The organism is Limnohabitans sp. 2KL-3 (assembly GCF_001269405.1).
Lineage (GTDB): Bacteria > Pseudomonadota > Gammaproteobacteria > Burkholderiales > Burkholderiaceae_C > Limnohabitans_A.
This window is the reverse complement of record NZ_CXON01000001.1, coordinates 208,616-221,721: the sequence shown is the minus strand read 5'-3', so window position 1 is coordinate 221,721 and position 13,106 is coordinate 208,616. Positions and strand designations below refer to the sequence as shown.

11 protein-coding genes are annotated in these 13,106 nt (G+C 61.4%); 10 read left to right on the top strand and 1 reads right to left on the bottom strand.

From position 1 onward, the window contains the following. Window positions 1-253 precede the first annotated feature (253 nt). The 10 genes from AMM41_RS00985 to AMM41_RS00940 all read left to right on the top strand — a co-directional run bounded on the left by AMM41_RS00985 (window position 254) and on the right by AMM41_RS00940 (window position 12,174). On the top strand, window positions 254-1,246 hold the full coding sequence (locus AMM41_RS00985; RefSeq protein ID WP_089952071.1) for a PQQ-dependent catabolism-associated beta-propeller protein: 993 nt from the start codon (window positions 254-256) through the stop codon (window positions 1,244-1,246). Continuing rightward, a complete protein-coding gene (locus AMM41_RS00980) occupies window positions 1,243-2,508 on the top strand; it encodes a type 1 periplasmic-binding domain-containing protein (protein WP_228769035.1) in 1,266 nt (421 codons plus the stop codon). Before AMM41_RS00985 ends, AMM41_RS00980 begins: the two co-directional genes overlap by 4 nt. Further along, complete coding sequence (locus tag AMM41_RS00975; RefSeq protein WP_089952068.1) at window positions 2,490-3,341, top strand: ABC transporter permease; 852 nt, start codon at window positions 2,490-2,492, stop codon at window positions 3,339-3,341. The genes AMM41_RS00980 and AMM41_RS00975 overlap by 19 nt, the downstream gene beginning before the upstream one ends. Before the next feature lie 18 nt (window positions 3,342-3,359). Beyond that, on the top strand, window positions 3,360-4,160 hold the full coding sequence (locus AMM41_RS00970; RefSeq protein ID WP_089952065.1) for a quinoprotein dehydrogenase-associated SoxYZ-like carrier: 801 nt from the start codon (window positions 3,360-3,362) through the stop codon (window positions 4,158-4,160). Continuing rightward, the gene (locus AMM41_RS00965) at window positions 4,157-5,140 is read left to right on the top strand and encodes a quinoprotein relay system zinc metallohydrolase 1 (protein WP_089952063.1); all 984 of its coding nucleotides are present in this window, start codon (window positions 4,157-4,159) and stop codon (window positions 5,138-5,140) included. Before AMM41_RS00970 ends, AMM41_RS00965 begins: the two co-directional genes overlap by 4 nt. A 233-nt stretch (window positions 5,141-5,373) precedes the next feature. Beyond that, entirely contained in the window at window positions 5,374-7,092 is a 1,719-nt protein-coding gene (locus AMM41_RS00960) for a PQQ-dependent methanol/ethanol family dehydrogenase (RefSeq protein ID WP_304438322.1), read from the top strand. 143 nt (window positions 7,093-7,235) lie between these two features. Continuing rightward, complete coding sequence (locus AMM41_RS00955) at window positions 7,236-7,556, top strand: c-type cytochrome (protein ID WP_146186284.1); 321 nt, start codon at window positions 7,236-7,238, stop codon at window positions 7,554-7,556. 56 nt (window positions 7,557-7,612) lie between these two features. Continuing rightward, window positions 7,613-8,965, top strand: a complete 1,353-nt coding sequence (locus AMM41_RS00950) for a sensor histidine kinase (RefSeq protein WP_089952058.1) — start codon at window positions 7,613-7,615, stop codon at window positions 8,963-8,965. After that, entirely contained in the window at window positions 8,962-9,600 is a 639-nt protein-coding gene (locus AMM41_RS00945; RefSeq protein WP_228769034.1) for a response regulator transcription factor, read from the top strand. The genes AMM41_RS00950 and AMM41_RS00945 overlap by 4 nt, the downstream gene beginning before the upstream one ends. 390 nt (window positions 9,601-9,990) lie before the next feature. After that, the gene (locus AMM41_RS00940) at window positions 9,991-12,174 is read left to right on the top strand and encodes a TonB-dependent receptor family protein (protein WP_194944555.1); all 2,184 of its coding nucleotides are present in this window, start codon (window positions 9,991-9,993) and stop codon (window positions 12,172-12,174) included. A 228-nt stretch (window positions 12,175-12,402) separates the two neighbouring features. Here AMM41_RS00940 and AMM41_RS00935 read toward each other — a convergent pair whose 3' ends face one another. Next, window positions 12,403-13,101, bottom strand: a complete 699-nt coding sequence (locus tag AMM41_RS00935) for a hypothetical protein (RefSeq protein ID WP_146186283.1) — start codon at window positions 13,099-13,101, stop codon at window positions 12,403-12,405. Window positions 13,102-13,106: the final 5 nt, after the last annotated feature.

The window sequence follows — 13,106 nt, the reverse complement described above, 5'->3', positions numbered from 1 at the left end:
GCGCAAAAAAACCATGTGTCATGTGCCAATTTAAGCAAATTGCACGCCAAGAGTTCGCTGGCTTTGACCTGAAGCCCAAAGCCAGCATGGGGTGAAAGGGGCGGTGGTCGCGGTCCGCGCACAAGCAGGGTTCAGCTTTTGGTGTCCATTTTTGTCAGCCCGTGCAGGCACAGCTCTTGCAAAATAGCGCTTGCAAATGCGCAGTGTGTCAAAACGGAACACCTGCATCCCCCCAAAAAACAGGAGACACCCCATGAAACCATCTCGCACCCCGATTGCACGCGGCCTGACGGCCTGCACCTTGGCCGTGGCACTGGCCTGGTCTTGGGCGGGCCAAGCCCTTGCCCAAAGCGTTTATGTGTCCTCGGAAAAAGACAACAAAGTGCTGGTGTTCGACGCCGCGGGCAAGCTGCAGTCCAAGATCGATGTGTGCAAACGCCCGCGCCACATGATGTTCAGCAAAGACCAGACCAAAATTTATGTCTGCTGCGGCGACAGCAACCAGCTGGGTGTGGTGGACCGCGCCAGTGGCAAGATGGTCGATACCGTGCCCTTGGGCGACAGCCCTGAAATTTTTGACCTGAGCCCGGATGGCAAAGTGGCCTATGTCTCGATTGAAGACGACAGCGTGCTCGCCGCCTATGACCTGAGCACCAAAAAACAGCTCTTCGAAGTCAAAACCGGGGGAGAGCCCGAGGGGGTGATGCTTTCTCGCGATGGCAAATTCGCCTACGTCACCTCGGAAGAAGCCAACGTGGTCCATCTGATTGACCTGAGCAGCAAAAAAATCGTCAAAGACATCAAAGTCGGCAACCGCCCACGGCGCTTTGCCGCCTCGCCCGATGGCAGCGAAATCTGGGTCAGCAATGAGCTGAGCGCGAATGTGTCGGTGATCGACGCCAAGACCCACACCGTCAAGGGCACCGTGGCTTTTGAGATCAAAGGCATGCGCGCCAGCGACATCACCCCGGTGGGCGTGCTCATGACCCGCGACGGCAAGACCGCCTGGGTCAGTTTGGGCAAAGCCAACCATGTGGCGGAGGTCGATGTGGCCACGCGCAAAGTGCGCCGCACCGTTCTGGCGGGCAAGCGGGCCTGGGGCCTGGCCCTGAGCCAAGATGAAAAGCAGTTGTATGTGACCAATGGCTTGTCCGATGACATGACCTTGGTGGACACCCAGGCGGGCAAAGCCATCCGTACCGTGGCCGTGGGCCGCGTGCCCCACACCCCGCTGGTGAGCCCATGACGCTCTGCCCCGATGGCCGCAGCGGGGCCTGCACACGCCAGGCGCGAGCACGTTTGGCCCCAGGGTTTTTGCAGCCCATGCTGGCTGCAAAGGCCTTGACCGCCCTGGGCCTGCTGGCCGTGGGCCTGAGTGCAGCACCCGTGGCGCAGGCGGCCACCCACTCGGTGGCCTTGGTGTCTTTGGACGACGACGCCCGTTACCAAAGCCGCCGTCTGGAGCGCCGTTACCCGGGTCATCCCGCCGGGCGCTTGCTGCCAGCGGCGCAGTTGGGGGCCAGCGATGCCGAAGTCGGTTTGCGTGCGGCCGGACATTCGATCAAAGTGATCGAAGCCACGGCCAGCAGTGCCGCCGATCTGGGCAAGGTTTTGCAACAACTCAAAACCGACCGCGTGGCGTATTGGGTGCTGGATCTGCCCGAAGCCCAGTTTGCCCAAGCCGTGCAGGCCGCAGGCAGCAGTGCCTTGTTGTTCAACGCCAGCGCTGGCGCCGATGCGCTGCGGGGCAGCCAGTGCGCGGCCATGCTGTTTCACAGCTACCCCAGTCAGGCCATGTTCAGCGATGCGCTGGCCCAGTACTTGGCTGCGCGTTCTTGGCGCAACGCGCTGGTGCTGCAAGGCCCCGAAGCGGCCGACCAGTTGCAAGGCCAGGCCTGGCAACGGGCGGCCAAGCGCTATGGCATCAAAACGGTGGACACCAAGGCCTTCAAGCTCTCGGGCGATCCGCGAGAGCGCGATCTGTCCAACACCCGCTTGCTCACCAACGACCGCAACCACGATGTGGTGGCGGTGATGGACGCCGATGGCGAGTTTGCCCGCACGCTGCCCTACGCCACGCAGCAGCCCCGCCCGGTGGTGGGGGCCAATGGTTTGGTGGCCTTGGCCTGGCACACCCAGTGGGAACGCAACGGCGGCCCGCAGGTCAACCGACGCTTTGCGCGGCTGGCCCAGCGGCCCATGGTCGGCCAAGACTGGGCCGCCTGGGTGGCCGTCAAGTCCATCGCGGCCCTGGTCAGCGATCACAGCAAAGCCGCCTTGCCCGAACAAGCCCGCTTGCTGCGCAGCGGCCAGGTGTTTGTGGACGGGGCCAAAGGGCCACGCCTTTCTTACCGTGCTTGGGACGGGCAGTTGCGTCAGCCCCTGTTTTTGAGCCATGTGGATGGTGTGGCGGGCACTGCGCCGCTGGACGGCGTGTTGCACCCGATTGAAGTGATGGACACCCTGGGTGTCGATGAAAAAGAAAGCCCATGCAAAGCCAAACCTTGAACGTGCAGCCCCCGCAAAGCCCACCCGGCAAAGGCCTGCATTTGCTGCGGGCCTTGCGGGCCGTGGTCGGGCGCGAGATCCACAAATTTTTGCGCCAACCCGCACGCCTGGCCTCGGCCCTGGTGCGGCCGCTGCTGTGGTTCGTGGTGTTTGCCACGGGTTTTCAGAACGTGTTTGGCGTGTCCATCATCCCGCCGTATGAGACCTACATCGAATACAAGGTCTACATGCTGCCGGGCTTGCTGGGCATGATCGCGTTGTTCAACGGCATGCAAAGCTCGCTGTCTCTGGTGTATGACCGCGAGATGGGGCTCATGCGTTTGCTGCTCACCGCACCCCTGAACCGCGCCTGGTTGCTGGCCTTCAAGCTGCTGGCGGGCACCAGTTTGTCCGTGCTGCAAATGGTGGTTTTTTTGGGCGTGGCCTGGGTGTTGGGGGTCGATGTCGCCCCGCTGCACGCCTTGCTGGCGCTGCCGGCCATGGTGCTGGCCGCCGTGCTCATGGCCGCGATGGGGCTGGTCTTGTCGGTGTATGTGCGGCAGCTGGAAAATTTTGCGGGTGCCATGAACTTCGTGATTTTCCCCATGTTCTTCATCAGCTCGGCCCTCTACCCCTTGTGGAAATTCGAAGAAGCCGGGGCCGTGTGGCTTTACCAATTGGCGCTGTTCAACCCCTTCACACAAGCGGTGGAGACGATGCGCTTTGCCTTGCAAGGGCAAACCTACGCCACCGGCTGGCTGGTGGGCGTGCTGGGCACGCTGTTCTTTTTTGCGTTGGCGGTGCGTGGCTATGACCCGCAGCGTGGCGCGATGCGCCAACGCGGCGCGGCTTGAAAAACCCCTGGAGCTGAGATGCACACACTTTTGACGCGCCGTCGCGCCCTGGCTGGTTTGGGTGCGTCGCTGACCGCCACCGCCTGGGCTCAGTCGGCAGACCCGACCGGGGGAGACCCCTTGGGTTCCATGCAGTGGCCAGTGGTGATTAAAAAGTACATCGGCACTGCGCCCTGGCGCTTCACCGACGAGGTGGTGGTCAAAGGCCCCGAGTTCGCCGAAGACGCCATGAACGTGCCGGTGTTCGTCGATGCGCGGGCACTGGCGCGCTCAGCCGGGCCGATTGACCGGATTCGGCTGGTGGCTGACCGCAACCCGATCCAGCACATTCTGGACTTTGAACCCCTGGACAGCTGGCCGGTGTTGGCGTTTCGCTTTCGCATGGAGCAAGGCTCACCCGTGCGGGCCTTGGTGCGCACACGCGATGGGCGCTGGCATGTGGGCCAGACCTGGGTGAATGCGTCGGGCGGTGGCTGCACCGTGCCGGGCATCACGCGGGCCGACGGCTCCTGGAGCCGCACGCTGGGCCAGGTGCAGGCGCGGGTCTTTCGCAACGTGCTCGAAGGCGGCACGCGCTTGCGCCTGCGCGTCATGCACCCCATGGACACGGGTTTGGTGGCGGGTATCCCGAGCTTTCACATCGAACACCTGGAGTTGCGCGACCCGCAAGACCAAGCCGTTTGGCGGCTGGCTTTGCACGAACCGGTGTCTGAAAACCCGCTGCTGACGCTGGAGCTGGGCGACACTTTGCGGGGGCCGTGGCAGCTGAGCGGGCGCGACAACAACGGCAACCGCATCCAGGCGCAGGTGAAAGCATGAGGGCGGCCCAGCTGCGCCGGGCCTGTGTGGGGCTGTTGGCCTGCCTGAGCGCTCAGGTCTGGGCAGTCGATGCGGCCCGGCTCGATTACCAATTGCAGCCCCGGCAAATTGCCCCGGACACCTGGGTGATCGAGGGGGCGGTCGAAGACTTCAGCCGCGCCAATGGCTGCAACATCATCAACACCGGCTTTGTCAGCACGGCGGCGGGCACGCTGGTGCTCAACACCGGGCCTTCGCGCCTGTATGGCGAACAGCAAAAGGCGGCACTTGAGCGGGTGAAGGCGCAGCCGGTCAAGCAGGTGGTCAGCCTCAATTTGCACCCTGATTATTTTTTGGGCAACCAAGCCTGGGGCGATGTGCCCACCGCCGCCTTGCCCGGCAGCCGAGCCGGCATGCAGGCCGAGGGCAAGGCCTACGAAGACAATCTGTACCGCCTGTGTGGCGACTGGATGCGGGGCACCGAGTTTCGGCCCTCGCGCCAAGACATTCAGCCCGGGCGCTTCGATTGGGGCGGTCACGCCATGGAATGGGTGCGCTTGCAAGGCCACACCGATGATGATTTGGTGCTGATTGACCACAGCACCGGTGTGCTGTTTGCCGGGGGGCTGGTGTTTGCCGAGCGTGTGCCCACGCTGCCGCACGCCCATTTGCCCCGCTGGATCGCCAGCTTGCAGCGCATCCGCGAATGGATCACTCAGGGCCGCGTCAAAACCGTGGTGCCCAGCCACGGCCCGGTGCACACCGGCACCCACGGCGTGGACCAGACCCTGGACTGGCTGCAGTGGTTGCACGCGCGCATGCAGACCAGCGCCGCGCAAGGGCTGGACCTGTCAGAGGTGTTGCGCTTGCCCATTCCTGAGCGTTTTGCCCGGTGGGCAGCCTTGCGGGCCGAGTACGCACGCAACCTGACCACGCTGTACCCGCGCTATGAGACTGAACAGTTTTCAATGCAGACTGCTCCGACTGCACATTCAAAGTGATCCAAAACTGAACATTCAGGTGTGCCCAAGTTGTTCAGCGGTCGGCGGGCGCACATTGAATCCCGTGATTTCTAAGGGTTATTCCGGACATTTTGGGGGTGAACGTCGTGTTCTGAGGGTGGCACGGTAATTGCCAAAGAACAACACGGCACATGCCAGCCCAGTCTGATGGATTGGCAAGTCGTTCATTTTCTTCAACGCTCTGACCCCTTCTTTCAACAGGAGACACCACTGTGAAACTCAAACTTTTAAGCTTGCTCGTCATGATGGCCGCCGCACAAGCGGGCGCCCAAGTCACCAACGACATGATCACCAAGGACGCCGCTACGACCAACGACGTTTTGTCCTCGGGTCTGGGCACACACGGTCAGCGTTATTCGCCGCTCACCGATGTGAACGCCAAGAGCATCAGCAAACTGGTGCCCGTGTGGTCCATGTCATTCGGCGGTGAAAAGCAGCGCGGTCAGCAATCGCAACCCCTGGTCCATGGCGGCAAGATGTTCGTCACGGCCTCTTACTCGCGCATCTTTGCGGTCGACGCCAAGACCGGCAAAAAGCTCTGGAAGTACGAGCACCGCCTGCCCGAAGGCATCATGCCTTGCTGCGACGTGATCAACCGTGGCGCAGCCTTGTTTGACAACCTGGTCATCTTCGGCACCCTGGACGCCCAATTGGTGGCCCTGGACCAAAACACCGGCAAAGTGGTGTGGCGCGAGAAGATCGACGACTACTCTGCAGGCTACAGCTACACCGCTGCGCCCTTGATTGCCGATGGCTTGCTCTTGACTGGCGTGTCGGGTGGTGAATTCGGTGTGGTGGGTCGTGTGGAAGCGCGTGACCCCAAGACCGGCAAGATGGTCTGGTCCCGTCCTGTGGTTGAAGGCCACATGGGTTACAAAGATGGCAAGGAAAACGGCATCACCGGTACGACCAACGCCACTTGGCCAGGCGACACCTGGAAGACCGGCGGTGCATCCACCTGGATGGGCGGCACTTTCAACGCCAAAACCGGCTTGGCCTATTTCGGCACCGGCAACCCCGGCCCTTGGAACAGCCACCTGCGCAAGGGTGACAACCTGTACTCCACTTCTACCGTGGCCATTGACGTCAAGTCCGGCCAGATCAAGTGGCATTACCAGAACACCCCCAACGACGGCTGGGACTATGACGGCACCAACGAGTTTGTGCTGTTCGACATGGACGGCAAACTCATGGGCGGCAAAGCCGACCGCAACGGTTACTTCTATGTGAACGACGCCACCACCGGCAAACTGGAAAATGCCTTCCCGTTTGTCACCAAAACCACCTGGGCCAATGGCATTGACTTGAAGACAGGTCGTCCCAACTTTGTGCCTGAAAACCGTCCTGGCGACCCCACTGGCGCAGGTGGCGATGGTCAAAAAGGCAAAGCCGTTTTTGCAGCCCCAGGTTTCCTGGGCGGCAAAAACCAGATGCCCATGGCCTACAGCCCCAAGACCAAATTGTTCTATGTGCCTTCCAACGAATGGGGCATGGAAATCTGGAACGAGCCCGTCACCTACAAAAAAGGCGCGGCTTACCTGGGCGCTGGTTTCACCATCAAGCCTTTGTACGACGATTACATCGGCTCGCTGCGTGCTGTGAACCCCAAGACCGGCAAGATCGAGTGGGAAGTCAAGAACGAAGCGCCTCTGTGGGGCGGTGTGTTGGTGGCTGGTGACTTGGTGTTCTGGGGCACGCCTGAAGGCTACCTGAAGGCCGCTGACGCCAAGACCGGCAAAGTGGTGTGGCAGTTCCAAACCGGCTCGGGCATCGTGGCGCCTCCCATCACCTGGAAAGAAGGCAACGACCAGTACGTGTCCGTGGTCTCTGGCTGGGGTGGTGCGGTTCCGCTGTGGGGCGGTGAAGTGGCCAAGAAGGTCAACTTCCTCGAACAAGGCGGGTCTGTCTGGACCTTCAAGATGATGAAGTAAATCCCAGGCGCTGGCCCTGAAAACCTCCTCGGCCTCTGGGCCGAGGAGCAAGACTTACCGGCCCCGGTCTTGGAGACCCGGGCCAAGTGGGTCATCGGGGCGGGCATGGGCGCATTTTTTTGCCCAAATTTCAAGATACCCCCATGAAGACTTCACTCCACCTCATGGCCTTGGCCATTGGCATCGGCGCTGCAGGCTTGGCCCAGGCCAGCGATGCTGAGGCCTTGCTCAAAGACAGCGGCTGCTTGTCATGCCACGCCAAAGCCGAAAAAATTGTGGGTCCCGCATTTTTGGCCATCGCCGACAAATACCGGGGCGACAAAGATGCTGTGGCCTCCTTGGTGCAATCCATTCAAAACGGATCCAAAGGCAAATGGGGCCGCATTCCCATGCCCGGGCACAGCAGCATCAGCCAAGATGACCTGAAAACCATGGCGCGACACGTTCTGGCCACCAAACCCTGATTCATCGGTCGGCACAAGCCACACATGGCGTGGCCTGTGCCCCGAACTTTCCGAAGATGTCCGCGAAGGTTCCTGAACCCACCCAGGCCATGGATTTACGCCGCACGCTGCTTGCCCGGTTGACCCTGGCCTTTGCCGTCTTGTTGCTCCTGTTTGGGCTGGTGTGGCTCAAAGACTTGCGTGAAGACGCGCTGGCCGAACAACAAGCCACCGTGCACCTGATCGAGTTGTTGCTGGCTTCGCCCGATGACAACGCCCCCGCCCGTCTGGCAGCGGCCCTGACCCCCGGGCAGTTTCGCCACGTCAAACTGGACATGTCTGCGCCCGAGCCCATGAGTCCCGGGACGCTAGCCCAGCCCCAGGGATTACTGCCATGGCTGGGTTTGTCCATGGAAGGCGCACAGGCGCACCGCATCCGTGTCGGCACGCAAGACCTGTGGATCAGCCCCGACCCCGACAGCGAGTTCCGCGAAAAACTCTCCACCTCCGTGCAAGTGCTCATCATGCTGGTGCTGTTTTGTGGCATTTGCCTGGGCCTGACCTGGTTTGCGGTGGACCATGCCCTGTCCCCGGTCAAAGAACTCAATGCCGGACTGGTGCGCCTGGCGGCGGGCCAAGAGCGTGCCCAATTGCCCGGCTTTGCCTTGCGCGAATTTGCGGCCATTGCCCAGGTGGTGGACCAGCTGGCCGACAGCTTGAGCCGAGCCCGCGAAAGCCAGCGCCGCCTCACACGCCAGCTGATGGAAGTGCAAGACAAAGAGCGCCGCGAACTGGCCGCCGAGTTGCACGACGAATTTGGCCAATCGCTCACCGCCATCAGCGCCACAGCGGCCTACATCGAGCACCACGCCCACCATGCCGAGGCGGCCACCCTGACCGACTGCGCCCGAGAAATCGGCACCGAGTCGCGCCGCATCTCCGGCCATGTGCGGCAAATGCTCACCCAATTGCGCCCCTATGGCCTGGAAGACAGCGGCATGCGCGAAGCCCTGCGCGAACTGGTGTCAGCTTGGCAGGCCCGCTTGCCCGATTTGCAGATCAAGGCCCACATCGGCCCACTGCCCGCCGTCTCGGCCGAAGTGGGGTTGGCCCTTTACCGCTGCTTGCAAGAAGCCTTGACCAACTGCGTGCGCCACAGCGGTGCCCAGCACATCGAAGTCACCGTGGGCGTGCTGGCGCCAGAACACAGCACTGCGCCAGGGGATGAACCGGTCAGGCGCATCGGATTGACCGTGTCGGACAACGGCACAGGCCATGCCCAGGTTTTGCAGCGCCAACCGGGCGGCGGCCTGCTGGGCCTGCGCGAACGGCTGGCCATGGTGGGTGGGCAGTTGCACATTTCAGATCGGCCAGGCGGGGGCGTGGTGCTGAGTGCCACGCTGCCTGTGCAAGACAAGGAGACGTTGTGAGCATTCAGGTCATGATCGTGGACGACCACGCGGTGGTGCGCACTGGCTACAGGCGCTTGATCGACGCCGAGCCCGACTTGCGTGTGGTGGCCGATGTGGCCACCGGCGACGAGGCCTGCGCCGCTTTGCGCGACACCGCCATCGACGTGGTGGTCATGGATTTGTCACTGCGCGAAGGCAGCGGCCTGGAGGCCATCAAACGCCTGCTCGAGCGCCAGCCTCATTTGCGCGTGCTGGTCTTCAGCATGCACGAGTCTGTGGGCTATGTCACCCAAGCCTTGCGCAATGGGGCCTTGGGCTACATCACCAAAAACTCCGAACCGCTGGAGATGATCGCCGCCATCCGCAAAGTGGCGCAGGGCCAGCGGGTGTTTTCAGCCGACGTGGCCCATGCCCTGGCCTGCCAGGCCGCCGAAGGCAGCGACGTGCTGGACAACCTGACCCCCCGGGAGTTCGACATCCTGCGCCTGTTCACGGGCGGTCAGGCGCCGGTGCAAGTGGGTGAACAACTGCACCTGAGCGGCAAAACCGTGCTGAACCACCTGTCCAACATTCGACGCAAACTCGAGGTCAATTCCGAATTGGAGCTGCTGCTGCTGGCCGCCCGCAACGGCTTGGTGAAACTCGATGCGTAAGCCGCACCCGCAAACCCCAAGCTTGCACCTTCGGTAGGTCGGCACTCGAAGAGTCCGACGTGTGCGCGCATCAGCACAGGACCCATGTCGGGGCTGAAGCCGCCGACCTACAAATACCCCGTAGGTCGGTACTCGAAGAGTCCGACGTGTGTGCGCATCAGCACAGGACCCATGTCGGGGCTGAAGCCGCCGACCTACCGGATACATCCCCCGCAACTCGGGGCTTCAGCGCCGACAGGCCTTCCGCCTGCAGGTGATGCGCGGGAAATTTTCCCGACCTGTTCGGGCGAGTTTCCCGGGTGTTTTGCAGGGCAGGTGGCTAAGCTCCATGCATCTCAACGGGGTCAGAGCCAAAGAGAAGCCTTCGAGACACATTCCATGAAAAAAACCATGAGCACACGACACCCTCACACCTTGGTTGCCACCGCTGTTTTGTCACTGTTCGCCACCTGTGCAGCGGCCCAAAACGCTGCACCGACCAACAGCACGTCCGAAGTGGTGGTCAAAAGCACCAGCATTTTGCCCAGCAGCATTGAAAACCTCCCCGGTTCTTATTCGGTCCTGACCCAGGCGCAAATTGAGGCGCGTGCACCGTTTTCCATCGTCGAGACCATCCGTGAAATTCCGGGTTTGCATGTGGTGGCCGAGGATGTGGCGGGCACGCACCTGAACATCGGCATGCGCGGCCTCAACCCCCGCCGCAGCTCGCGCACTTTGCTGCTCGAAGACGGTGCACCTACGGTGTTTTTTGCGCCTTATGCTGACCCATCCTCACACTACAGCACGCCTTTGGAACGCGTCGAGCGCGTGGAGGTGTTGAAAGGCTCAGGCCAAGTCCTGTTTGGCCCACAAACCATGGGTGGCATGATCAACTTTGTCACCCGGCCCGTGCCCACGCAGGGGGCCACTGGCTCGGTGAAAGTCACGGCCGGGCAGCAAGCGTACCAAGGTGCCCACTTCAATCTGGGCACCGGCACCGAAAACGGTGGCGTGATGCTGGATGTGCTGAAAAAACGGGGCGATGGCATTCGCGCAGAGCACCACTTTGATGTGCAGGATGTGGCCCTCAAAGCGCAGTTCAAAATCAACAACGAGCAACGCCTCTCGGGCAAGTTCTCGGCCTTCAAGGAAAACTCGCTGTTCAGTGAAACCGGCTTGACGGCGGCCGAATACATGGCATCGCGCTACAAGGGCAGCTTTGACCAAGCCGAAGACGCCATGGAACGCTTCACCATGGACCGCCAAACAGCGCAACTGGTGCACGAATGGGACCTGAACAAAAACACCAAGCTCAGCACGCAGTTTTACTATTCCAAAACAGACCGCCAATCGCACCGATCCAGAGAGTTTGAGTACGACGATGTCGACAACGCCTTTGGCATGGGCCGGGGCGAATACGCCATACGGCCACGGCAGTACGAGTTTTTTGGCATTGAGCCCAAACTTGAAATCAAGCACAACGCTTTTGGCTTGAAAAACCAGACCATTTTGGGTTTCCGATACCACTCGGAAAATGTGGACCGCAAGAAACTGGTCGGAGACAGTTTCAACGAGGTCAATGCCGCAGACGAACGCCTGACAGCCAAAATCAAGGCCATTTCTTACTACGCGCAAAACACCTTCATCGCAGGCGATTGGACCATCACACCTGGTCTTCGCCTGGAAGATGTGACCTCCCGTAAAAACCTCTACAGCTCGGCCACAGGGGCCGCTTTTGATACCCTGCAAAGCAGCTTGACCACCAGCAAGCTGCAAGCTTTGCCCGGCTTGGGCTGGACCTGGAACGGTCTGAATGGCACCACGGTGTTTGGCGGCATCCATCGCGGCTTTGCGCCCCCTCGGCCAGACCGCGACATTGACAACAACACGCTGCAAAAAGTGACGCCTGAGTTGTCCACCACCACCGAGCTGGGCGTGCGCACGGGCTTGCTCAAGAGCGGCCACCTGGAGGCCACAGTGTTCAACATGGACATCAGCGACATCGTCGTGCAGTCCGGGGGGATTTTCAGGAACGAAGGTCGGGCGCAGCACACCGGCTTTGAACTCAGCGGCAAGCTCAATCTGGGGGAACTCACCGGGCAGAAAAACCACTACTTTGCCAGCCTGGCCTACACCCATTTGATGACGGCCAAATTCAAGGACAGTGGCCAGGTGGGCGGCGAGGGTGAGGATGGCTACGGCGCTTACCAGGCAGGCAACCGCTTGCCTTATGCCCCCAAGCACGCATTGGCCATGAACCTGTCTTACGAAGGTCCGCAGGGGCTGCAGGCCCGCGTGGGGGTCACTTACATCAGCCGACAATTTGCCAACACCGACAACTACCGGGGCACCTCTGCTGAAGGCTATTGCGCAGACGTCGATGGCGCCAGTCAGGCCGACTGCGGCTTGTTTGGCGAGATTCCGTCCTTGACCCTGTACAACGCCTCCATCTCGTATGCGCCCAAGGGCCAGAAAGTGAGCTACTTCCTGAGTGGCGAAAACTTGGCGAATAAAAAGTACTTTGCCTCTCGCGCCAATGGCCTGCAAGCCGGTCGGGGCCGCATGGTGGTGGCGGGGCTGCGTTACGCGTTTTGATCGGTGATGTCGTGCCCATGAAGGTGCAAACCGACATGGGCCCGACATGGGGCCTATGCCGGAGCGGACAAGCGTCGGACTCTTCGAGTGCCGACCTACGGGCGGTATGTGTAGGTCGGCGGCTTCAGCCCCGACATGGGGCCTATGTCGGAGCGGACAAACGTCGGAAGCTTCGAGTACCGACCGACGGGATGCATTCGCAGGTCGGTGGTCGCAGACCCCGACGGTTCAGCGCACCCGCTCCGCCGTCAAGCTGCCCCCGATCAAAAACCCCGCCAGCACTTTTTCTTCGCGGGTGAATTTGACCAGGCCCTGGCCTTGGCAGTACCACTCGTGGCTGGTCAGGGGCACGTCGGTGAAGCCGTTCACGGGGTCGGTGTAGAGGTTCAAAAAGGCTTCGCCCTTGACGTGCAGGCAGGGCGAGAGCACCTCGCCGGAGCGCAGTTTGACCTCCTCTTTGACGGACACGATGCGCCACGTCATGGTGGTTTTGTGGGTGTATTTGAGTTCGCGGGGGTATTCGTTTTTGCGCATCAGCAAATAGGGCACGGTGGGGTTGGTCCACTCAGTGTCTACCTGATACGGTGCTTTGAGCACCCACATGGGCGATTCGTCCGCTAGCGGTTCGCGGTCCATGTCGGTTTGGTGCGCCACGCGGCGCACGCCTTTTTCATTGGCCTCTAAAAAGTAGGCCACGCCTTGTGAATGGTGGCGCTGCATATAGCTTTTGCCTTGCCAGTCCACAGGGCCGCGTGTGCGCAAAGTCCAGACCTCGTCCTCGCGGGCAGATTCTGGGTTGTAGCGCACTTCGTAGCGGGTCACGTCACCAGCGCGCAGCGGAAACCAGACCGGCCCCGCATCCGGCGAACAGGCCGACAGACCCAGCACACCCAGCAGTGATGCGGCACCCAAGGACAGAGTTTTCATGGCGT

Bases quoted from the DNA above. Each gene is read 5' to 3' on its own strand.
- AMM41_RS00935 (WP_146186283.1), bottom strand. From the start codon at position 13,101: ATGAAAACTCTGTCCTTGGGTGCCGCATCACTGCTGGGTGTGCTGGGT.
- AMM41_RS00965 (WP_089952063.1), top strand. From the start codon at position 4,157: ATGAGGGCGGCCCAGCTGCGCCGGGCCTGTGTGGGGCTGTTGGCCTGC.
- AMM41_RS00985 (WP_089952071.1), top strand. From the start codon at position 254: ATGAAACCATCTCGCACCCCGATTGCACGCGGCCTGACGGCCTGCACC.
- AMM41_RS00980 (WP_228769035.1), top strand. From the start codon at position 1,243: ATGACGCTCTGCCCCGATGGCCGCAGCGGGGCCTGCACACGCCAGGCG.
- AMM41_RS00950 (WP_089952058.1), top strand. From the start codon at position 7,613: ATGTCCGCGAAGGTTCCTGAACCCACCCAGGCCATGGATTTACGCCGC.
- AMM41_RS00940 (WP_194944555.1), top strand. From the start codon at position 9,991: ATGAGCACACGACACCCTCACACCTTGGTTGCCACCGCTGTTTTGTCA.
- AMM41_RS00970 (WP_089952065.1), top strand. From the start codon at position 3,360: ATGCACACACTTTTGACGCGCCGTCGCGCCCTGGCTGGTTTGGGTGCG.
- AMM41_RS00975 (WP_089952068.1), top strand. From the start codon at position 2,490: ATGCAAAGCCAAACCTTGAACGTGCAGCCCCCGCAAAGCCCACCCGGC.
- AMM41_RS00955 (WP_146186284.1), top strand. From the start codon at position 7,236: ATGAAGACTTCACTCCACCTCATGGCCTTGGCCATTGGCATCGGCGCT.